Below are 19,958 nucleotides of genomic sequence, written 5' to 3' on the forward strand. Positions count from 1 at the left end.
CCTACCCCCCGCGTTGCAGCAGCGCGAAAGGCTGCGCGGTGGTGGTCTGCGCCAGTGGAACCAGCGACCCAAGACGTGCGGTTGAACCGGTTTGCACCAGCAAGGGGAAGCCGTTCGTGCCGCCCGTGTCGGCGGGCGGCGGCGCGGCTGTGGCTGATTGGGGCGCAAGGTCAGCGTGAACGCTGTCAAAACGCGCCACATAGGTGTCGGCGTATTTTTTCGTGCGGGAGTGATAGGCGCCCGCAGCTTTTGACCAGGACCCAAGCTCGGCGTGCAGGGTGCCGAGAAACTGTGCGGCATAACGGGCGTTTTTCACAGGATCGAACATCTCTTCGATCGAGGCAAAGGCCTGTCCGTGCCATTTGTAGTTGATCTGGAAACATCCGACATCAAAGCTGCGCGCACCGGCTTTGAATCGTTTGAACACATAGGCACGCGCGGCGTCTTCCGTGGCGAACCACTTGCCGACGCCTTCCATGTTCACCGTCCATGGCCAGGGTGCCAGAGTGCCGTCACGGGCGCGCCCGGTTTCGACGCGGGTGATAGCGCGTAGCACTGACAAGGGCACGTTGGTTTCGGCAGCGACTGTTGCAGCGGCAGTATCGCACACGGTTTGCGGGGTCGCCTGTGCCTGCGGGATTTGGCACAGGAGGCAACACAGAATGGAAAAAATAGCGCGTGATTGCGCCCGAGTGATCAACGACATTCTGTCGGTCCCGTCAGTGGTAAAAGGTGCTTTAACTGTACGGGCGGGGTGGTTTATTTTGTGTAAGCATCGGGAAGGTTTGTGCCAAAAATCAGCTTTCCGGTGCGGGCGCATCGTCCATAGGGGCGCGCAGCAGGCTGTCGATATAGCTGCGCGCGTCTGCACTTTCGTCCAGCGCGGCGGCACTGCGGGCCAGCATTCCGTCGCGGGCGGGATCCGCCCCCAGCGGTGTTTTGCTAAGCCGCGCCAGTGGTCCGACCAAGGGTGCATCATCCGGAACGCGGTCCTGCCAGTCGGTGGCCAGAAAAGCAGTGGTCTGCGCCATGTCGGTGTCCCCCGAAGCGGTGAACAACTGGCTGGCATCTGCCAGATCGCCCTTGAGCGTCAAAGCCCGGGCCCGCAACATATCAGCATCCTCTCCGGTAACGCCCAGAAGATGCGCTTGCGCCAGACCGGGCTGTTTCAACGCCAGGGCAATCCGCGCTTTTAACAACAGCACCGCATCGCTGGGTTGTGCGATCTGCACCTGTTCAATCACGGTGCTTGCCGCCGTCGCAAACCCCAGAGACAGCAGCCTGTCTGCGATGGCCTGCCTTGTGATCTGTGTCACGTCCAGCGCACGGTCGGCTTGCAGGTCGAACACCATGTCCAAAAAGGTCATGTCGTCGCCCTGATCCGTCAGTTCGGCCATCACATGGTCGGTCAACACTGCGTGCTCAGATGTTCGTTGGGCGCGCGGCAGGACATCAATCGCGGCCATGGCGTTTTCAAATTGGCCTGACCGGGCCAGGGCCAACACCTGCAACTTGCGCAGGTCCGATCCCAAAGGATCGTCGCGCAGTTCCAGCGCATAGGCTTCGACCAGCAAGGCGGTGTCTGGCGATATGGGCAGATCCTGTTCGATTTGCGCGGTAACTGTCTTGATCAGCGCCAGCGCCGATTGCGCCGAGTTCGAGGCCACGACCTGATCCAGCTTTTCCTGCGCTTGGGGCAACTGGTCCTTGGCCAGATCCAGATCGGCTTGCGCCATCTTGGTATCGTCCGAAACCGCCCCGGGCAGGCGTTCGACGCTGCGCAACGCGGTGGCTGCGCCGGTTTTGTCGCCATAGGCCAACAAACGGCGGCTGAGTTCGGGCGCCAGGACATTGCGCAGATGCGCAGGCAGCGCGTTCAGCGCGCGCAACGCGGCACGGGTGTTGATCACGGTTGTTGTCGGAACCGGGTCCAGCGACAGGATCGCCCACAGGGCCAGCGCGCTGTCGCACTGCACGTAAGGTGGCAACACCTGCGGGGCGCGAACGTGGCCGAACTCCATGATGTCGGCCATCTCCAGCAAGATACCGCTGGCAGTGTACAAGGTCGGGTCCAACTGCAACGTGCGCGCGGCTTCGGGGCCGAAACCGAAATGCAGGTAAAGACGGCCAAGCTTTTCAGCCGCGCTGGGGTTCAGTGCATCAAACTCGCCGTATAGCGGCCTGCGCGCTTCGGCGATCTGGGCGGGCATTGGGCGGTCGTCGGCCCAGGTGGCGATATTGACAACGTCGGGATCAATACAGCCCGGTCCATAGGGCGAGGTTGTCAGCTCGGATGGCAGCGCGCTGCCTTGGAAGTCCATGCTTGTGGTGATCCGAATGGTTTCACGCGCGTTGGTGTCAGCGCCGTTTTCGATCGGCAGCGGCGGGTCCTCGAACACAGTCGTATCAATATGAGGCCGCCCGCCAGGCGCAGGGAGCGAGACCGCTTGACCGTTCGGTTTCAACACACCCCGGGTGGCCGCCTGCGCAACCTCGCGGCTCAGGCGACCCTGGGCGTCCTCAAGCGCCAAGTGCCCTTGGGCATCACCGATGTCGAAGGGCACCGGCAAGGCGTCTGGCAGGGACGCCGGCCGTGGCGTGGTTGGGGGCAGAGGGGCGGGGTCAATTTCCGCAAGCGCGGGCAGTGGCAGGGCATCGGCCGCAAACGTAACGGACCGGGGGGCAACTGGCCCGGTTAGGGTCGCGCCAAATCCCAGGATTACAGCGTCCCGAGCTGACGCGGGTGGTTTCCTGTCAGACACAGGCCCGCGGGTTTGGTCAGGGGAGCCGGACACGTCCAGAACCACCATGTCGGACCCGCTGGCAAAGGCAGTTGCCGTGCAATCGCAGGCCAGCTCTACCACCAGTTCGGTCTGGGTTTCCGATACGCTGGCAACGCGGCTTCGGTCGATCCGATCGAAAATCTGTCCAATGTCAAAACCACCCCTGTGATCGGGGAACGTCATGGTCAGGCGCGCACCTTCCTGTGCCCATGACCAGGACGAGTCGGAAGCCACATTAAATACAAGTCGGGTAAAATTGTCATGTTCCCCCGAGCGCACAGTGATCTCTTGCGCCTGTACGGCACTTGCCATAAGCGCCCAGAGTATCAGGCACAGACGGATCATGCGGCGCTCTGCTTGACGGCTTTCAGCGCGTCCTCAAGTTCGGAAAAGCTGGGGCGGCAGTGCGACGGGGTGTTCTGGCGGCCCACTTCGATACAGATATTGGTGGCGTGGTTGTGCAGATTTGCCACCAGCACTTCGCGGATCAACTGGTAGAAATGCGCGTCTTCTTCGATCACGACTTTGACCTTGGCCGCAAAAGGGCCGACCAGACCATAGGCCAGGAACACGCCCAGAAAGGTCCCCACAAGCGCGCCGCCGATCAGCTTGCCCAACACCTCGGGCGGCTGGTCGATCGACGCCATCGTTTTGATCACACCCAGAACAGCGGCAACGATGCCAAGGGCGGGCAAACCGTCGGCCACGGTCTGCAAGGCGTGGCTGGAATGCATCGCGTGATGCAGGTTCGCCTCGATCCGTTTTTCCAACACCTCTTCGACCTGATGGGGGTCGTCATAGTTCATCGACGCCGACCGCATCGTGTCACAGATCAGCGCGGTGGCCTCCTTGTCGGCGATGATCTTGGGGTAGCGCGAAAATATCGACGATTCTTCCGGCGCTTCGATATGTTCCTCGATCCCTACGGGGTTCTGCCGGGCCAGACGTATCAGTTCAAACAGCAGGCACAGCAGGTCCTGATAATCCTGATGTTTCCATTTCGGCCCCTTGAACACCTTTCCCATGTCTTTCAGCGTGTGTTTCACCTCTGAAATACTGTTCGAGATCAGGAAGGCCCCCACCGCCGCGCCGCCGATCATCATCATTTCGAACGGAAGCGACTTGATGATGATGGCCATCTTGCCGCCGGCAGCCAGATAGCCGCCAAAGACCATAGCAAAAATCGTAATGATCCCGATGATACCAATCATGTGTTTCCCCGATAAAACGTATGGCGCCCACTGTGCCAAAGGCAGGTTAAGAAAGGATCATTACGCAATCAGGTTTTTGGTGCGCGGGCGTTGCGACCGGCCAGAATGACGCTGATGGTATAGGCTGTTTGCGGTTTCAGGCCCGCCATGACGCTGGCCGCCGCATCGGGGCGCATCCGTGCCAGAAAACCGGCCGCGAATTCGGGCTCCATTTCCTCGAACAGGGCTGCGGCGTCCTTCGGCTTCATGTTCTCGTAGACCGTGGTCAGGCGTGCCACGTCATCTTCGGCTGCCGAATCTGCGCGGCTGAGGGTGGCGCGCAACTGGGCCTCGGTGTCTTCCAACACCTTTAGCCTGCGTTCGATTTCGCCGCGTGCCACGGTCAGCGCCTTTTCCCGCACGTCCATCTGGGTTTCACGCTGTTCAACGCGCGCCTCGCGGTCCAGCAGGGCCTGAAGCAGGGTCGACATTTCGGCCCGCGACGGCGGGGTGGCGCGGCCCAGATCTGCGGTTTCGACCTGTGCCTGCTCGGGCAAGGGGCGCGGCGTGACATCGCTGTTTGCCAACGCCACCGAAGCTCCCGACAGGATGCGCAATACCGCCGATCCGCTTAGCAATGCCGCGATCAGCAGGATAGCCCCCTTGCCGGGTCGACGGGATCTTAGAAAGGTCTTCATGCGCGGCCTCCGGCAGTGTGTCGCATAAACATGGGTTCCGAAGGGGTCGCGGGCGCAGGATCGGCGCGGGGCACATCCTTTGGCGTTTCGTTGACCTGGGGTTTTTGCTCGGGCGTGTCAGGCACATCGTGAAGCGATGCCATCTGCAACTCCAACTGGCGCGAAATCGCCTCGGCCCGGGCGGCCAGATCCGTAAGCGTCTGTGCCGACTGCGCTGCGGTGTCCTGTGCCGCCGTCATGGTTTTTGTCAGGTCATCGACCTGCGATGACAACACTGCAACCGCACCGCCAACACCTTTTTCCAGGCTGTTAAACCGCTTGAGCCGCCGCCCGAGGATGAAACAGTAAAATCCCGCCCCCAAGGCACCTGCGATCAGTAAAATATCTGCAATCAGCTCCATAAATCCCCCTAATTCAACACAAATTCCATGATCAGCAGGTCGCTGACCCGCCCTTCGCCGGTGACAATCTGGATCCGCCGCAGCATCTGAGCGCGCAGCCGTGTCAGCGAGGCCGGGTTTTGCAGATCGCGCAGTTCAAGCGCGCGCAAATAGCCGTTCAACACATCGACCACGCGCGGCAGCAGCAGGGTGACATCCTGTTGATACTGGCTTGGCACCTCAAGATTGGCCCGAAAGCGCAAATGCTGATTCGTAACCCCTGGTGTCAGGGACACGATCATCGGTTCCACAGGGACAAATGCCACGTCCGGCAGCCCCTCGACCTGGGGTTCATGCGCGGCCTCTTCGTGCGATTCGCCCCCCATCAACAGGCCCGAGAACGTCGCATAGAACCCGCCGCCGCCACCGACCAAAGCCAGCAGAAGCCCAAGGATCAAAGGCAGTTTCGACGCTTTCTTTGGCGGTTCGTCTGGTTCGGAAGCGGTGTCGGCCATGCTGGGTCCATTCGATCAATTCGAAATCTGTATAGACCGTCAGGAACTAACCGATTGTTAAGCCTGATCCGTCATTTGTGGTGCCAACGCCGGGCAGAACGCCCGGTATGACGGAGGCGATTGTGCAGCAATTACTGAATGTCTGGTTGGGTCTTGACCTGCGACGCCAGATCACTGTTATCGGGGCGACGCTGGCCATGTTCTTTGCGGTTCTGGCCATGTCCCGTATGGCCACCGCGCCCAGTATGACCTTGCTTTACGCAGGCCTTGAAAACGGTGCGGCGGGCGAGGTTGTGCGCGCACTGGAAGCGCGTGGTGCCACGTTCGATGTGCGCGGCGGGTCGATTTTTGTCGATTCGCAAGACCGGGACCAACTGCGGATGACCCTGGCATCGGAAGGGTTGCCCACGAATTCGAACCAGGGCTACGAACTGCTGGACAGCCTGTCGGGATTCGGCACCACCAGCCAGATGTTCGATGCGGCCTATTGGCGCGCGAAAGAGGGCGAACTGGCCCGCACCATCGTGTCCAGCCCGCACATTTCCATGGCGCGCGTGCACATTGCCACAACCGGATCAAACCCGTTCCAGCGCGGCGTGACACCAACGGCATCGGTGTCGGTCACTCCCAACGGCGGGTCCATTTCTGCCGCACAGGCCAAGGCGGTGCGGTATCTGGTGGCCTCGGCCATCGCGGGCCTGTCGCCCGACGATGTGGCCGTGATCGACGCCAACGGCAACCTGATCGGCAGCGCCGAAGAAACCGCGCCAGCGGTGGGCGGCGACGACAAGGCACAGATGCTGCGCGAACGGGTCGAACGGCTGCTTGAGGCGCGCGTGGGGTTCGGCAATGCTATTGTCGAGGTCAGCGTGGACACGGTCACCGAATCCGAAGCGATCCGCGAGCGGCGCTTTGACCCCGAAGGGCGCGTTGCCATCTCGACCGACACGCAGGAAACCAGCAACACCGCGACTGACGCGGGCGGTGGCGATGTGACCGTCGCGTCGAACTTGCCGGACGGCGATGCGGCGGGGGGCGACAGCTCGTCATCGCAAAATTCGGAAACCCGCGAACGGATCAACTATGAAGTGTCTGAAACCGAACGTGAAATCATCAAGGCACCCGGCGCGATCAAACGGCTGACCGTCGCGGTTCTGGTCAATGATGTGACGCAGGTGGCCGCCGATGGGACCGTCACACAAACGCCGCGCGAGGCTGCGGAAATGGACGCCCTGCGCGAACTGGTGTCTTCGGCGGTCGGCTACAATGAACAGCGCGGCGACATAATCACGTTGAAATCCATGTCATTGCAAAGCGTGGAACCCGCCGGAACCGCCGCAAGCACATCGGTTCTGGATCACTTTGACCTGGATGTGATGTCGGCAATCCAGATGGCGGTTCTGGCACTGGTCACGCTGATCCTGGGGCTGTTCGTGGTCCGGCCGGTTCTGTCACGCACCCCCGCCGGCCCGCAATCGGCAACATCAAAAGAGTTGCCCGCCCCCGCGCCGGATGACGCAGCAGACCCGTTGCCGTCCCTGACCGGCGAAATCGCGAGCGATCTAGGCGGCCTGCCTGACCTGCCGATGCTGGGCGGGTCCATGGGCGAGATGGGCGGCATGGGCAGCATGGGCGGAACTCAGGACCCGGTGGACCGGCTGCGGTCGATGATTGGCGAGCGTCAGGAAGAAACCGTTGAAATCCTGCGCTCGTGGCTGGAAGAGAAAGAAGAAAGCGCATGACCTCTTTGATGCATCTGTATCGCGACTTTGGCGACAGTACCGAGACGGACGAGCCTGTCCTGCCTGCGTCAATCAGCCAGGACACGCTGGAAGATATCAAACTGGAATCTTTCGAACGCGGCTATTCCGCTGGCTGGGAGGACGCGCTGAAGGCGCAGTCGGGCAGCCGCACCGAAGCGGCCAACAGCTTCATCGCCGGGTTGCAGGACATCTCGTTTGGTTATCACGAAGCGCGGGCGGGGCTGATCAAGGCGATGCAACCCGTTCTGACCGATATTATGACCAAGCTTCTGCCCGAGGCCGCACAGGCCACATTGGGCGCGCAGGTGGTCGAGCAATTGACCGAGATGCTGCGCAAGTCCGCCGATCAATCCGTTCGGATCGAAGCGACAAAGGAAAATCTGGATGCGCTTGAAGAGCTTGTTGACGGTGCGATTTCGCCCCCCTTTGTCTGCGTGCCCAACAGCGATCTGGGCCCCGCGCAGGTCGTTCTGCAAGTCGGCGCGGAAGAACGCGAAATTGATTTAGACCAGGTGATCCTGGGCATCTCCACCGCGATGGCGGGCTTTCTCCAGCACATGAAAAAGGACCTGACACCATGACCGACACCCCGGACCAGACGGCGTTTGCCTCTGACGGCACTAACCCTTTCACTGCCGTGCCCATCGACATAACGGTTTCAGTCGGCAAGGCCCGTCCGCTGGTGCGCGATCTGGTGATGCTGGGCAAGAATGCGGTGCTGAAACTGGACCGGCGCATTGATGACCCTGTCGATCTGTATGTGGGCGATCGTTTGATCGCACGGGGCACTCTGGAAGAGGCGGAAGGGAGCGAAACGGGGCAACTGGCGGTGCGTTTGCTGGAAATCGTTGATCTGTCCGGTGGCATCTAGTCTCTTGCGCACAGCGGTTCTTGTGGCTCTGACACTGGTGTTTTTCACGGTGCCAGCAGTGTCGCAGGCACAGGATTTGTCGATTTCGCTGGGCGACGATGGATCAATAAGCGCCCGCACCTTGCAACTGTTCGCTTTGATCACGGTGCTGAGCCTTGCGCCAGGGCTTGCCATCATGATCACTTGCTTCCCGTTTCTGGTGACGGTTCTGTCGATCCTGCGGCAGGCAATCGGATTGCAGCAATCGCCGCCGAATATGCTGATTGTCAGCCTTGCTTTGTTCCTGACCTATTTCGTGATGGAACCTGTCTTTGTTCAGGCGTGGGAGAACGGCCTGCAACCGTTGACGACCGAAGAGATCGACGCAGAAACCGCCTTTGTCCGCACGTTAGAGCCGTTTCGCAGCTTTATGGCCGGTCGAATGGACGCAGATACGTTCAGCGCCATGGCGGACCTGCGCCCGGATACGGCGGGCATTGCACTGACGCCCCAGGCACCTTTGTCGGTATTGATCCCGTCGTTTTTGCTGTCTGAAATTGCGCGCGCGTTTCAGGTGGGGTTCCTGATTTTTCTGCCGTTTCTGATCATTGATCTGGTCGTGGCGGCGGTGCTGATGTCCATGGGCATGATGATGGTGCCCCCGGCCATTGTGTCGCTTCCCTTCAAGCTGGCGTTTTTCGTCATAGCGGATGGCTGGGCGCTGATTGCGGGGTCCTTGGTACGCAGCTATTTTTGATCCGCGACAATCAGATGAAAACTGTCTGAACAAAGCCCTAATCTATTAGGCTTTTGAAAGCAGGCTCTCGCTTAAACCTGTTCCGGGATTGGAATGGGGTGAATTATGGGCGTGAGCAATGAATGCGGCAGACCGTTGCCGCGCAACACATCCGTGTTGTCGTTTGTCGTGTTTGGCATGGCCATTGTGGTGATCAACTGCGCGCAGGGGTCTGACGCAGGCGTGATCCTGTGGTGCAGCGGCGCGATGGTGTTTGTCGCCACAACCGCGCAGGCAGCATGGATGCCGCGAAAGGCGCATATGCGGCGGGACAGGGATTTGTGGGTGATCATAGGTCTTGCAAAACTGCTGACTGCAGGTGGTGTTGTGGCCATCGCGCTGATGTGGTTTTCGCGCAGTGACAGTGTTGCCTTGGCAATCATGGCACTGGCCGCAACGGTGCTGACCGGTCTGGGTGCGGGGCTGTCATCCCGTCCGACATTGGTTCTGGCGGTATGCTTGGCGGCCAGCACCACGATTGGCGCAGTTCTCAGCCTTTGGATGCCGTTGACGATCGGCCTGTATTTGCTTGGGGCAGTGTTCGCCGGATTGACCGCTGTGGCAGTAATGCTGGTCAGCTTGCCGCGTGATCGGTGCGTGGCGTTTCAGCCCGCCCCCGCGGAATTGGCCCACGCCGCCGTGGTGCGCTGGCAGGATGTTTTGCTGCTGCCGCTGTTTTTGTCGGAAAGACAGGCGTTGATATATATTACGGTGCGATGCGCCGTGGCTGTGGTGACGGCGGTCGTTGAGGCTGTGCAGAGGGTGATCCTGCCAAGGTTGATCGAGGCACATCGCACCGCGACAAGGTTGGTTTTTCGTGGGCTGGTCGCGCGCGCGTCGTTGGGGGTTATGCTGATCGGCGGCGCCGTGGGGATGGTGGCCATGATGGTCGGCCCGATCATTTTCCCACACCAGGTCATTGGCGGCGAAGGCTTGCGTGCATTTCATGTTCTTTTGCTGGTGGCTCTGGTTCCGGTCCTGCTGGGCATTTGCCCTGCGATGCTGTCGATTCTGGTGGCGCCACGCCGGATGGCGGCGGCATATGGCGCAAACTTGGGTATCATGGCTGTCGTCATCGCCGCGTTTGGTCCCACAACGGCCATTGAAATGGCACAGGCCGTGGCCACGGGTCACGGGATTGGGGCCCTTGTGCTGGCATGGACCAGCTTTCGCCAGCTCGGGCTGCTGCCTCCCATCACCGCCGTCCTGCATCCCAAGATCCGTTTGCGCGATGCTAGCGCACGATGAATTCGGCGTGCAACGCACCGGCGGCCTTGATGCTTTTCAGGATGTCGATCATGTCGCGGGGGGACACACCCAGCGCGTTCAAACCGGCGATGACTTCGGACAAGGACGCACCTTCGGCCACTTCGGCCAGTCCGATTCCCGGCTCTTCCTGGATGTCAGCCCGCGCCCGCGGCACCACGACCGTTTCGCCTTCGGCGAAGGGATTTGGCTGGACGGCCAGCGGTGCCTCCTGAATGCGTAGGGTCAGGTTGCCTTGCGAGACTGCAACGCGCGAAATGCGCACGTCTTCGCCCATCACGATGGTGCCCGATTGTTGATCGACCACGACGCGGGCCTTGCGTTCGGGCTCGACCTCGATGTTCTCGATCCGGCCCAGGGCGTGCGCGACCGATGCCATGCGGGTCTGTGGAATGTTCAAAGTCACCGTGCCACTGTCCAGCATCAAGGCGACGGGGCGCCCAAAATCAGAGTTGATCGCACGCTCGATGCGGGCGGCGGTGGTGAAATCGGCATTGCGCAACGCCAGTCGCAGGCTGGTGAGCGAAGACAGGTCAAAGTCGATTTCCCGCTCGACCCGCGCGCCCGATGGGATCACGCCGGCCGTTGGCACGCCCTGGGTCACGTTCGCGCCGTCAGCCTCGGCGACGACGCCGCCTGCGATGATCGTACCTTGGGCCACTGCGTAAATCTCGCCGTCGGCGGCGTTCAACGGCGTCATGATCAGGGTGCCGCCCAACAGGCTTTTGGCGTCACCGATGGCGGACACTGTCACATCAATCTGTCCACCCGCACGTGAAAACGGCGGCAGGTCAGCGGTGACAAAAACGGCGGCGACATTCTTGGGGCGGAACTGTTCACCGGTTACGTTGACGCCCAGCCGCTCTAGAATATTGCTCATGATTTCTTCGGTGAACGGCGCATTGCGCAGCCCGTCGCCGGACCCGTTCAGGCCGACCACCAGTCCATAGCCAACAAGGTCGTTGCCCCGGACGCCGTCGAATTCGACCAGATCCTTGATCCGCACGGGACCTGCCATTGCCAGCCCTGCCAGACAGATCCACGCGATGACAGCACACACCCCCTTCATCGCATGAAGTTCAGCAAGGACAGTTCGGACAGGCGAACCGTGACGGAATAGAGACCTTGAAGATGGAATTGCACGTCCTCCAGTTTGGTTGCGGTTTCATAGGGGTCCGCTGCCAGAAGCGCGCTGCGCGCGTATTCAAGCGACGTTGACTGGACCGCGTTGCGGGTGCTGACGTTCTGAATGCGCGATTGCGAAAATCCGATGTCGGCACGCAATTTGGTTATCTGGTCCTGTGCACCCAACAGATTCTGCCCGGCCTGCGCGATCACGGCGCGTTGCACGGTGCCGTCCAGCCCCAGCGCGGCATCGGAAACGATGGCGCCAAGGGCTGTGTTCATCATCAGGTTGCGCAGCACCGGATCGTCAGCGCGGATGTCGATGTTCAACCGGTCCACGTCGGACAATGTAAAGGGCGACAGGGACGTGTCGGACCCTTGATAGACCGCGGCGCGGAAGCCGGCCGGATCGTCGAACCATGCCTGTGCGGCGGCAAAAATGTCGGCCGCTGTTGTCTGCCCGGCAACAGCCGCGGTCAGGCCGGTCAAGACGGCCGCGTCCGAGGCCAGCGGGGCGGTGTCGGTGGCAGCACCGGAAAACAGACTGCGCCCGCCGAAGTCGACATTCAATGACGACACCAGATTGCCAAGGTTGGCACGCGAATCTGCGACCACCTGGGGCAGCACCGTTTCGACCGCGCTGGTCGAAACCAGCAGCATCGAATTGGAAAGGTCGCTGGAATTGTCCTGAATACGCTCCAGGGTGTTCTGCATCGTATCGGCAAATTGTGCGGCTTCGGTGGTGGCGACCTTGTAGCCTTGCAGCAATTTCACATCCCGTTCGATGTCGGTCAGGTAGGAAAAGTTGCCGGCCAACACCGATTTGGTGTCGGCGACGCGGCCTGTGGACAGCTCTTGTGTCAGGCGGTGAATGTCGTGTTTCAGCGCCGAACCGCGGCGTTGCAACATGAAGGATTGGGCGAGATCGCCAAGCGTTGTGTTCATGGGTTCAAAGCCTCATCAAGATGTCCATCAGCTCATCGACGGTCTGCATGATCCGCGCGTTGGCTGCATAGGCCTGCTCGATCACCATCATGCGCTGAAGTTCCGCGTCGGTGTCGACGCCGTCGGCCAGCTCGCGCTGGGTCAGTTCGTTCAACTGCGTCGATGCAAAGCTAAGCCGTTGATCGGCAAACAACCGGTCTGACCCGACTTGCGAGGTCAGGTTGGCCGCAAGTCCCGACATGCTGAAACTGCCACTGCCGAAATCCCCCGACGCGGCGGTTTGCTTTAATGTCAGTGCATCGGTCATGGCTTGCAGCAGTGTTGCATTGCCAACCTCGCCCGGTGTTGCCGCGTTCAGGCCGTCGCGCATGCGCCATGACGCGCCGCCCTGGTCGGGGTCCACGGCGGCATTGATGATGATGCGGCTGGCCAGCCCAACCTCCTCGGCAGGGTCGAACGCATTGCCCTGATCGGTGAACAGGCCCGGATCGCCCGGCGCGCGGGTGGTATCCTCGGTGATGTTTTCAAACCGCACCATCAGGTCGCGGGCGATCGCGTCCAGTTGGCTTTGCGCTTCGGTGGCCAGTTCGTCGCGGATCGCGAATTGCGCAATCAGGCTGCCGCCGCGCAGCGGGCTGGTGTCCGATGCCGTTTTGATTGCATTGCCGTTCACCGTCAGCCCGGACAGCGCCCCGGGGTCCACAACCATGCCCGCCGCCACGCTATAGGTTTGGTCAAATCCGATTTCGGCAGCGGCTCCGTCCAACAGAACCATGCCCCCGGTCGAATAGATGGCGATGGCGCCCTGCGCGCGCGACACGGTGCGCAGGGGGATCATTTCCGACAGTTGGTCCACCAACGTATCGCGGTGATCTTGCAAGGCTGCGTTGTCACGGCCGGCCCCGCTGGACTTGGCGATCTGTCCATTGATCGTTTGCAACTGTTTCAGCAGATCGTTGGCGGTGTTCACCTGTGTGTTGATCTCGCGGTCGGCGCGCGAACGGTCGTCCTGGATGGAATCAGAGGTGTTCTTCAGCGATTGCGCCAGGGATTTGGCTTCGATCACAAGGCCGTCCAACCGCTCTTGGGCATCCGGTCGGCTGGCGGCGGTGATCAGCGCGTTTTCGAAACTCGCCAGATGGCCGGTCAGCGAATAGGCGATGTCCGGCGTGCCAAGTCGGTCTTCGTAGCCCGCCAGGAATTGCGTCATCGCGTCGTTCTTGGCGAAATCCGCGCCGCTCATCCGGCGGTCGTACAGCAGGGCGGCGTCGGTGTGGCGGACCACCCCGTTGACCCTGACGCCACCCTGATCGCCCAGCAAGGCACCCGACACTTCCAAGCTGCGCCGATGGAAACCCGGAGTGCCCGCGTTCGCAATGTTCGACGCGACAATTTCGGATTTGCGGCTGTTGGCATACAGGCCGGACAGCGCGTTGTTCAGGGCACCGGTAAGGGACATGGATGGCTCCGATCAGGGTTGCGGGGGCGTCAGGTGTTAGCGTTTGATGTTGGTGGTTTCCTGCAACATTTCGTCCACCGTCTGAATGACCTTGGCGTTCGACGAATAGGCCCGTTGCGTGCGGATCATCTCGGTCAGTTCGGTGGCCACATCGACGGTCGATTCCTCGCGGGCGTAGGATTTCAGATCGCCCGTCGGGCCATCGCCGGCATCCCACAAAAAGAAAGGCCCGCTTTCGACCGAGGGTTTGTAGGTTTGCGAATCCAGCGAAATCAGGCCGCCAGGGTTGGGCATGTCTACCAGCGGGATCTGGTAAAGAACGCTGGTCACACCGGTGTCGAAGATCGCCTTGACGTAGCCGTTTGGATCAACTTCGACCGAAATCATGTTGCCCACCGGGCTGCCGTCCTTGACGACCGAAATCGGGGCAAAGGTGTCTGACAACTGCACCACACCCTGATTGTCGCCCACCTCGCCGATGTCGAAGGAAATCGGCCCACTGGCCACATCGACAATCAACTCGCCCGTGGCAGGGTCATAAGGGCCGCCCGTCACCGTGGTGACAGATGCAATGGTGCCGCCGTCGGCGCGGGTGTCGTTGAAGCTGATGACATATTCGCCGATCACCGCGTCATCCTGTGCGGAATCGCGCATGATGATCGTCCATTCGTTCGAACTGCCCGTGGCAGGCACGGTTGGTATGAATTCCAACGCGACGCTTTGCGATGTGCCAAGGTTGTCGAAATATTCAATCGACAGGTTCCGTGCCTCGCCGTCTGCGCCTGCAATGGTCGAGGTGGCCGGCAGGTTCAGACCCATGGTCACCTGCGTGGTCGGGTCCCCCTTCAGGTTCAGCGAAAACTGGATCGGCTCCAGCCCGTCGCTGGTGTCACGCGGGAAGGACGGGAACGATCCATCAATGTTGGCGGGCCACCCCATCAGCAACAGGCCGGATTCGCTGGCCAGATATCCGTCTTCGTCGATGCGGAACGATCCGGTGGTGGTCAGCATCATCTTGGCGTTGCCATCGCCCGCCAGCACGCTGGGCCGTGACGCAACGGGCATCAGCCCGCGCCCGCGCACCGCCAGATCGGTGGCATTCGACGTGCTGACCAGCGATCCGCTTTCGCTGATCAGCCGTTGCGATGATGCGCGCACGCCACCCGCCGTATAGGACACACCCGAGTTTGACAGGACCAGCGAATTGAAATCCGTGACCACCCGCTTGTACCCGAAGGTGCTGGCATTCGCGATGTTGTCCGAGATCGACCCAAGCCGCGTCGCGTTCGACTGCAACCCCGCAATACCTGCGTTAAGCGAAGAGGAAATTGTCATGGATACGCCTTTCTGCTGCATCAGAACCAAGTTGATGCAACAGATAGGCGCCGCGAACTTAACATCGCGCTAACAGATAAAATCCACCCTATTTGCCCGCAGGCTGATCCGTTATCGCAAGAAGGTCACCTTGATGCGGTTGTTGCGGATGTCCATCGGGTCCAGCGTTGCGGGATCGCGGTCGGCATATCCGGTCACCCGTTGCACGCGGCCTGCGGCCAATCCGGCATCATGCAGCAACTGGCGCATCATCGTCGCCTGCTCGGTCGAGCGGTCCCAGACCTTGATCTTGGCCGCGACCACCGGCTGTGCCTCGACATGGGCACCCACGGCCATATCGTTCTTGACCGACCGGCCTGTCTGCACCAGCAGATCCGCCAGTTTGCGCAGCAACCGCGTGGGCTGACTGGTGTCTGCGTCAAACAGCGGGGCACCCGGCAGCGCGAACAATTCGACCACCAGACCCTCGTCGGTCAGCTTGGTGATCACGTGTTTCATCTCGTTTTCCAGCACATCGGATTCACCGCCGAACCCCAGCAGTTGCGATTCCAGCGCTTTCAACGCTTCGGTTTCGGCACCGTCGGCGCCTTCGGACCCGGTCGCACGCGGTGCCAAGGCCACCGGACGCGCACCGCTGAACGGCAGCGCCTCGTCGGTAAAGGTGCTGTCGCCATTGAACGACCCGTTGCCACCCCCCGACGTCCGATTGATCGCGATCGTCGGCGTAAAGTAATCCGCGATCCCCTTGCGTTGCTTTTCTGTCGTCGCGTTCAACAACCACATCAACATAAAAAAGGCCATCATGGCGGTCACGAAGTCCGCATAAGCAACTTTCCAGGCACCACCATGGTGCCCGCCGCCGCCTACAACCTTTTTACGTTTGATGATGATTGGCGCCGCATTGCTTTGCGCAGCCATCTCACTCACCCTTTTGTATTCACCCGACACCCGATTTAGCAGCCAACGCTTTCCAGCCGCTTAACAAACGCAATTGTAGGTAATGGTTTCGCCACCAACAGCAGTTGCACCTGCATGCGCGATCTGCACTGATGGGCGAAACAGGGGGGGCGGGCATGGCCGAGTTGACGGTGCTGGACAGCAAATATTCGTGGACGCGGCTGCTGATCACGCTGGGCGTGGCGATGGTGGCCAATGTCGGCATGTGGGCGGTGATCGTGATCATGCCCGCGGTCGAGGCGGAATTTGCCCTGACGCGCGGGCAGGCATCAATGCCCTACACCCTTACAATGGTCGGCTTTGCGCTGGGCAACTTTGCCATCGGCCGGGCGGTGGACCGATTTGGCGTGACCGGATCGCTGATCGGGGCGGCCGTGGGGATCGCGGCGGGCTTTGCGCTGGCGATGCTGGCGACCTCGGTGTTCATGCTGGGCGCGGCGCAGTTGCTGATCGGGCTGGCGTCGGCCGTGGGGTTTGGACCCCTGATCGCGGACATCTCGCATTGGTTCATGCGCAGGCGCGGGATCGCCGTGGCCATCGTGGCCAGCGGCAATTATCTGTCGGGGGCGATCTGGCCGATGGTGCTGGCGGGGTTTCTGGCCGACAGCGGCTGGCGCAGCGTCTACATGTTTCTGGCCGTTGTCACGCTGGTCACCGTCATTCCGCTGGCCCTGCTGCTGCGCCGCCGTATCCCCGAAGAGGCGCAAAACGCGGCACAGGCGGCATCGGACAGCAACGCCAAGTCCGTGGGCCTGTCACCGCGCAACCTTGCGCTTCTGCTGGGGCTGGCGGGTATCGGCTGCTGTGTGGCCATGTCCATGCCCCAGGTGCATATCGTCAGCTATTGCGTCGATCTGGGCTATGGTCCCGCCGCCGGGGCCGAGATGCTGTCGCTGATGCTGCTGGGGGGTGTCGTCTCGCGGGTGGTATCGGGCCTGATCGCGGACCAGTTGGGCGGTGTGCGTACGTTGCTGATCGGGTCGGCGCTGCAATGTCTGGCGCTGTTTTTCTATCTGCCCTCGGACGGGTTGGCGTCGCTTTACATCGTGTCGTTGATCTTTGGCCTGTCGCAGGGCGGTATCGTGCCCAGCTATGCGCTGATCGTGCGCGAATACATGCCCGCGCGGGCCGCCGGAGCGTGGGTCGGCTTTGTGCTGATGGCCACGATTGCAGGCATGGCGATCGGCGGCTGGATGTCGGGCTGGATTTACGACGTGACCGGCAGCTATCAGATGGCGTTCTGGAACGGCATCGCCTTTAACCTGCTGAACGCGGGCATCATGTTGTGGCTGTTGTCGCGGTCGCGCCCGCGCAAACCCGGTCTGGTCGCGGTCTAGGCTTCGCCCTTGCCCGAAACCATCGGCGCCGACAGGTGATCCTCGCCGCGCGCACGGGCCAGTTCGATCTGGCGCTGACGCTCGCGGAACCGGGCCTTGTCGGCATCGGACGTCTCGTCGATGCACAAATGACAGCTTACCCCTGCCTCGTATTCCGGACGCGCCTGATCGGCGGGAAGCACGGGGCGGCGGCAGGCGTGACACAACATGTGCGGCCCCACCCGCAGCCCGTGCCCAACGCTGACCCGACCGTCAAAGACGAAGCAGTTGCCAGACCATGTGCTGTCCTGCTCGGGCACCTCTTCCAGATACTTCAGAATGCCACCTTTCAGGTGGAACACATCCTCAACCCCCTGACCCAGCAGGTAGTTGGTCGATTTCTCGCAACGGATGCCGCCCGTGCAGAACATCGCGATCTTCTTGTTGTGAAACCGGTCCTTGTTCGCCTCCCACCACGCGGGAAACTCGCCAAAGCTGGCGGTCTGCGGGTCAATCGCGCCGTCAAAGGTGCCAATCGCCACCTCGTAATCGTTGCGCGTGTCGATCACCGCCACATCGTCGCGGGTGATCAGCGCGTTCCAGTCGGCGGGTTCGACATAATGGCCCGTCCGCGCCGCCGGATCGACGTCCGGCTGGCCCATCGTCACGATCTCGCGCTTCAGCCGCACCTTCATCTTGCCAAAGGGCGGCGTGTCAGACGTGCTTTCCTTCCACTCCAGCCCGTCGCAACCCGGCAGCGCACGAATATGCGCCAGCACGGCGTCGATGCCCGCACGCGGGCCGGCGATGGTGCCATTGATGCCCTCGCCCGCCAGCAGCAGCGTGCCTTTGACGTCATTGGCGATGCACAGGTCCAGAAGGGCAGGTTTGATCGCGTCGGGCGCGTCAAAGCGGGTAAAGTGGTAAAGGGCTGCGATAATATACATGCCCTGCCAGATACGCCCGAGTTTCAGACCAGACAAGAGGCACGGATGCCGCATGTAGACGCCACGGCAGGATTGACGCGCCCGGGCATCGGCGGAACGCTGCATGTATGGAGAATATGACAGATTGGACCGGACCGGGACGGCTGCTGCGCATCAGCGAAGGCAGTGGCACACCGGTGCTGATTGCGCACGGGACGTTCTCGACCGCTGAAACCTGCCTGCCGCTGGCGCAACAGATCGGGGCAGGGCGGCCGACCTATATCATCGAATGGCGCGGACGGGACATTGGCGCGGGGCGGGTACAAACCTTTGACTACACGGCACTTGGCGATGGCGAAATGGCGCAGGCCATCGACTATGTGGCACGGCGGCACGGGCCGGTGCATCTGGTGGCCCATTCCGGCGGAGGGCTGGCCATCGCGCTGGCACTGGCGCGCCACGACCTGCGCGCACGGGTGCGCAGCCTGTGTGTGATGGCCGCACAGGCCACACGGTTCCACGCGGCACCCTGGCGGTTTCGCATGACCATGCTGGCTGTGGCGCACATCGGGCGCAGGCGTGGGTATTGGCCGGTGCGGCTGATCAACATAGGCCCCTGCAACGAGGCATCGGGGATTATGGACGAATGGCTGGGCTGGAACAGCGCAGGCGTGATCGGTGACGACATCGGACCACTGCAAACCCGCCTTGCCCCGCAGCAGTTGCCCACGCTGGTGCTGGCCGGTGGCGGCGACCGGTTGATCGCCCCTGTCGACGGCTGCCGTGACTTTGCCGAAATGTTCGGCCCACACGCCCGGCTTGAACTGTGCGGCACTGCCACCGGCTACCCTGAGAACTTCAACCATGCGCGCCTGATCCGTTCGCGGGCAGCGGCGCGTACGCTTTGGCCACGGATCGGCGCATGGCTGGCCGAACAGGACGCAAATGTTGACGCGGCGCCACCCGCCGCCTACCCCATGGGGCAAACAGGAGACACCGCATGACCCACGCCCTGATCGTGATCGACGTTCAAAACGACTTTTGCCCCGGCGGCGCGCTGGCCGTGACCGATGGTGACCAGATTGTGCCCGGCATCAACGACCTGATGACGCAGGCCGACGCGGTTGTTCTGACCCAGGATTGGCATCCGGCGGGGCATTCGTCCTTTGCCTCGACCCACCAAGGACATGACCCCTATGCGTTGATACAAATGCCCTATGGTCCGCAGGTTCTGTGGCCGGATCACTGTATTCAGGGCAGCACCGGTGCCGCATTCCACGCGGACCTGAACACCGACCGCGCCGACATGATCATTCGCAAGGGCTATAACCCCGCAATCGACAGCTATTCCGCCTTTTTCGAAAACGATCACAAGACCCCCACAGGGCTGCAAGGATACCTGCGCACGCGCGGCATCGACACGCTGACGATGGTCGGTCTGGCCACCGATTTCTGCGTGAACTTTTCGGCGGTGGATGCGGCCAAGCTGGGTTTTGACGTGACCGTGCGGATGGACCTGTGCCGTGCCATTGATCTGGACGGGTCACTGATCGCAGCGGTCGAGGGGATGAAAGCGGCGGGCGTGACCTTAACACCTTGAGGCACCAGCACTCTTGCCACCGTGCAAGGCACAGGGCAAAACGGTCGCAACAAA

20 protein-coding genes are annotated in these 19,958 nt (G+C 61.5%); 8 read left to right on the forward strand and 12 right to left on the reverse strand.

Translation table 11 applies throughout. The features are described 5' to 3' along the window. Position 1: 1 nt before the first annotated feature. From AAC077_RS10315 to AAC077_RS10340, 6 genes are all read right to left on the reverse strand, one after another. The gene (locus tag AAC077_RS10315) at positions 2-556 is read right to left on the reverse strand and encodes a transglycosylase SLT domain-containing protein (protein ID WP_339769182.1); all 555 of its coding nucleotides are present in this window, start codon (positions 554-556) and stop codon (positions 2-4) included. A gap of 241 nt (positions 557-797) precedes the next feature. Beyond that, entirely contained in the window at positions 798-2,966 is a 2,169-nt protein-coding gene (locus tag AAC077_RS10320) for a hypothetical protein (protein ID WP_339769184.1), read from the reverse strand. A 158-nt stretch (positions 2,967-3,124) separates the two neighbouring features. After that, complete coding sequence (gene motA / locus AAC077_RS10325) at positions 3,125-3,994, reverse strand: flagellar motor stator protein MotA (protein WP_339769186.1); 870 nt, start codon at positions 3,992-3,994, stop codon at positions 3,125-3,127. Positions 3,995-4,062: 68 nt separating this feature from the next. Further along, positions 4,063-4,671 carry a hypothetical protein gene (locus tag AAC077_RS10330; RefSeq protein WP_339769188.1) on the reverse strand — a complete coding sequence of 203 codons (609 nt, stop codon included), beginning with the start codon at positions 4,669-4,671 and terminating at the stop codon, positions 4,063-4,065. Continuing rightward, a complete protein-coding gene (locus tag AAC077_RS10335; RefSeq protein WP_339769190.1) occupies positions 4,668-5,072 on the reverse strand; it encodes a hypothetical protein in 405 nt (134 codons plus the stop codon). The genes AAC077_RS10330 and AAC077_RS10335 overlap by 4 nt, the downstream gene beginning before the upstream one ends. Positions 5,073-5,080: 8 nt before the next feature. Beyond that, positions 5,081-5,566, reverse strand: a complete 486-nt coding sequence (locus tag AAC077_RS10340; RefSeq protein ID WP_339769192.1) for a flagellar basal body-associated FliL family protein — start codon at positions 5,564-5,566, stop codon at positions 5,081-5,083. A 122-nt stretch (positions 5,567-5,688) separates the two neighbouring features. Between AAC077_RS10340 and fliF the strand changes: the two genes are divergently transcribed. The 5 genes from fliF to AAC077_RS10365 all read left to right on the forward strand — a co-directional run bounded on the left by fliF (position 5,689) and on the right by AAC077_RS10365 (position 10,223). Next, positions 5,689-7,308: a flagellar basal-body MS-ring/collar protein FliF gene (fliF, locus tag AAC077_RS10345; RefSeq protein ID WP_339769194.1), complete on the forward strand. Its 1,620-nt coding sequence runs from the start codon at positions 5,689-5,691 to the stop codon at positions 7,306-7,308. Beyond that, positions 7,305-7,910: a hypothetical protein gene (locus tag AAC077_RS10350; protein ID WP_339769196.1), complete on the forward strand. Its 606-nt coding sequence runs from the start codon at positions 7,305-7,307 to the stop codon at positions 7,908-7,910. Before fliF ends, AAC077_RS10350 begins: the two co-directional genes overlap by 4 nt. After that, positions 7,907-8,200, forward strand: coding sequence for a FliM/FliN family flagellar motor C-terminal domain-containing protein (locus AAC077_RS10355; RefSeq protein ID WP_339769198.1), 294 nt, complete (start codon positions 7,907-7,909; stop codon positions 8,198-8,200). The genes AAC077_RS10350 and AAC077_RS10355 overlap by 4 nt, the downstream gene beginning before the upstream one ends. Before the next feature lie 22 nt (positions 8,201-8,222). After that, entirely contained in the window at positions 8,223-8,936 is a 714-nt protein-coding gene (fliP, locus tag AAC077_RS10360; protein ID WP_339769201.1) for a flagellar type III secretion system pore protein FliP, read from the forward strand. A gap of 105 nt (positions 8,937-9,041) precedes the next feature. Next, positions 9,042-10,223 (forward strand): hypothetical protein, encoded by a 1,182-nt coding sequence (locus tag AAC077_RS10365; protein ID WP_339769202.1) that lies wholly within the window; start codon positions 9,042-9,044, stop codon positions 10,221-10,223. Here AAC077_RS10365 and AAC077_RS10370 read toward each other — a convergent pair. The 5 genes from AAC077_RS10370 to AAC077_RS10390 all read right to left on the reverse strand — a co-directional run bounded on the left by AAC077_RS10370 (position 10,210) and on the right by AAC077_RS10390 (position 16,023). Then, on the reverse strand, positions 10,210-11,259 hold the full coding sequence (locus tag AAC077_RS10370; protein WP_339769501.1) for a flagellar basal body P-ring protein FlgI: 1,050 nt from the start codon (positions 11,257-11,259) through the stop codon (positions 10,210-10,212). The genes AAC077_RS10365 and AAC077_RS10370 overlap by 14 nt on opposite strands. A gap of 47 nt (positions 11,260-11,306) precedes the next feature. Beyond that, on the reverse strand, positions 11,307-12,275 hold the full coding sequence (locus AAC077_RS10375) for a flagellin (protein ID WP_339769204.1): 969 nt from the start codon (positions 12,273-12,275) through the stop codon (positions 11,307-11,309). Positions 12,276-12,315: 40 nt separating this feature from the next. Continuing rightward, a complete protein-coding gene (flgK, locus tag AAC077_RS10380) occupies positions 12,316-13,770 on the reverse strand; it encodes a flagellar hook-associated protein FlgK (protein ID WP_339769206.1) in 1,455 nt (484 codons plus the stop codon). Between the two features lie 36 nt (positions 13,771-13,806). Further along, positions 13,807-15,105: a flagellar hook-basal body complex protein gene (locus AAC077_RS10385; protein ID WP_339769208.1), complete on the reverse strand. Its 1,299-nt coding sequence runs from the start codon at positions 15,103-15,105 to the stop codon at positions 13,807-13,809. A 111-nt stretch (positions 15,106-15,216) separates the two neighbouring features. Then, positions 15,217-16,023 carry a flagellar motor protein MotB gene (locus tag AAC077_RS10390; protein ID WP_339769210.1) on the reverse strand — a complete coding sequence of 269 codons (807 nt, stop codon included), beginning with the start codon at positions 16,021-16,023 and terminating at the stop codon, positions 15,217-15,219. Between the two features lie 155 nt (positions 16,024-16,178). On the opposite strand from AAC077_RS10390, the gene AAC077_RS10395 reads away from it, so the two are divergent. Then, complete coding sequence (locus AAC077_RS10395) at positions 16,179-17,399, forward strand: MFS transporter (RefSeq protein WP_339769503.1); 1,221 nt, start codon at positions 16,179-16,181, stop codon at positions 17,397-17,399. Here AAC077_RS10395 and AAC077_RS10400 read toward each other — a convergent pair. After that, the gene (locus tag AAC077_RS10400; RefSeq protein ID WP_339769212.1) at positions 17,396-18,325 is read right to left on the reverse strand and encodes a rhodanese-related sulfurtransferase; all 930 of its coding nucleotides are present in this window, start codon (positions 18,323-18,325) and stop codon (positions 17,396-17,398) included. The genes AAC077_RS10395 and AAC077_RS10400 overlap by 4 nt on opposite strands. Positions 18,326-18,432: 107 nt before the next feature. Between AAC077_RS10400 and AAC077_RS10405 the strand changes: the two genes are divergently transcribed. Together AAC077_RS10405 and pncA are read left to right on the forward strand one after the other, a co-directional pair. Further along, positions 18,433-19,308, forward strand: a complete 876-nt coding sequence (locus AAC077_RS10405) for an alpha/beta fold hydrolase (RefSeq protein ID WP_339769214.1) — start codon at positions 18,433-18,435, stop codon at positions 19,306-19,308. Then, positions 19,305-19,904 carry a bifunctional nicotinamidase/pyrazinamidase gene (gene pncA / locus AAC077_RS10410; protein ID WP_339769216.1) on the forward strand — a complete coding sequence of 200 codons (600 nt, stop codon included), beginning with the start codon at positions 19,305-19,307 and terminating at the stop codon, positions 19,902-19,904. The genes AAC077_RS10405 and pncA overlap by 4 nt, the downstream gene beginning before the upstream one ends. Positions 19,905-19,958: the final 54 nt, after the last annotated feature.

It is taken from the genome of uncultured Pseudosulfitobacter sp. (assembly GCF_963976325.1).
In the GTDB taxonomy this organism is placed as follows: domain Bacteria; phylum Pseudomonadota; class Alphaproteobacteria; order Rhodobacterales; family Rhodobacteraceae; genus Pseudosulfitobacter.

Excerpts from the sequence above, each read along its gene's own strand:
- AAC077_RS10320 (WP_339769184.1), bottom strand. The coding sequence starts at position 2,966 with ATGACGTTCCCCGATCACAGGGGTGGTTTTGACATTGGACAGATTTTC.
- motA (WP_339769186.1), bottom strand. The coding sequence starts at position 3,994 with ATGATTGGTATCATCGGGATCATTACGATTTTTGCTATGGTCTTTGGC.
- AAC077_RS10330 (WP_339769188.1), bottom strand. The coding sequence starts at position 4,671 with ATGAAGACCTTTCTAAGATCCCGTCGACCCGGCAAGGGGGCTATCCTG.
- AAC077_RS10335 (WP_339769190.1), bottom strand. The coding sequence starts at position 5,072 with ATGGAGCTGATTGCAGATATTTTACTGATCGCAGGTGCCTTGGGGGCG.
- AAC077_RS10340 (WP_339769192.1), bottom strand. The coding sequence starts at position 5,566 with ATGGCCGACACCGCTTCCGAACCAGACGAACCGCCAAAGAAAGCGTCG.
- AAC077_RS10350 (WP_339769196.1), top strand. The coding sequence starts at position 7,305 with ATGACCTCTTTGATGCATCTGTATCGCGACTTTGGCGACAGTACCGAG.
- AAC077_RS10355 (WP_339769198.1), top strand. The coding sequence starts at position 7,907 with ATGACCGACACCCCGGACCAGACGGCGTTTGCCTCTGACGGCACTAAC.
- AAC077_RS10365 (WP_339769202.1), top strand. The coding sequence starts at position 9,042 with ATGGGCGTGAGCAATGAATGCGGCAGACCGTTGCCGCGCAACACATCC.
- AAC077_RS10370 (WP_339769501.1), bottom strand. The coding sequence starts at position 11,259 with ATGGCAGGTCCCGTGCGGATCAAGGATCTGGTCGAATTCGACGGCGTC.
- AAC077_RS10375 (WP_339769204.1), bottom strand. The coding sequence starts at position 12,275 with ATGTTGCAACGCCGCGGTTCGGCGCTGAAACACGACATTCACCGCCTG.
- flgK (WP_339769206.1), bottom strand. The coding sequence starts at position 13,770 with ATGTCCCTTACCGGTGCCCTGAACAACGCGCTGTCCGGCCTGTATGCC.
- AAC077_RS10385 (WP_339769208.1), bottom strand. The coding sequence starts at position 15,105 with ATGACAATTTCCTCTTCGCTTAACGCAGGTATTGCGGGGTTGCAGTCG.
- AAC077_RS10390 (WP_339769210.1), bottom strand. The coding sequence starts at position 16,023 with ATGGCTGCGCAAAGCAATGCGGCGCCAATCATCATCAAACGTAAAAAG.
- AAC077_RS10395 (WP_339769503.1), top strand. The coding sequence starts at position 16,179 with ATGGCCGAGTTGACGGTGCTGGACAGCAAATATTCGTGGACGCGGCTG.
- AAC077_RS10400 (WP_339769212.1), bottom strand. The coding sequence starts at position 18,325 with ATGTATATTATCGCAGCCCTTTACCACTTTACCCGCTTTGACGCGCCC.
- AAC077_RS10405 (WP_339769214.1), top strand. The coding sequence starts at position 18,433 with ATGGAGAATATGACAGATTGGACCGGACCGGGACGGCTGCTGCGCATC.
- pncA (WP_339769216.1), top strand. The coding sequence starts at position 19,305 with ATGACCCACGCCCTGATCGTGATCGACGTTCAAAACGACTTTTGCCCC.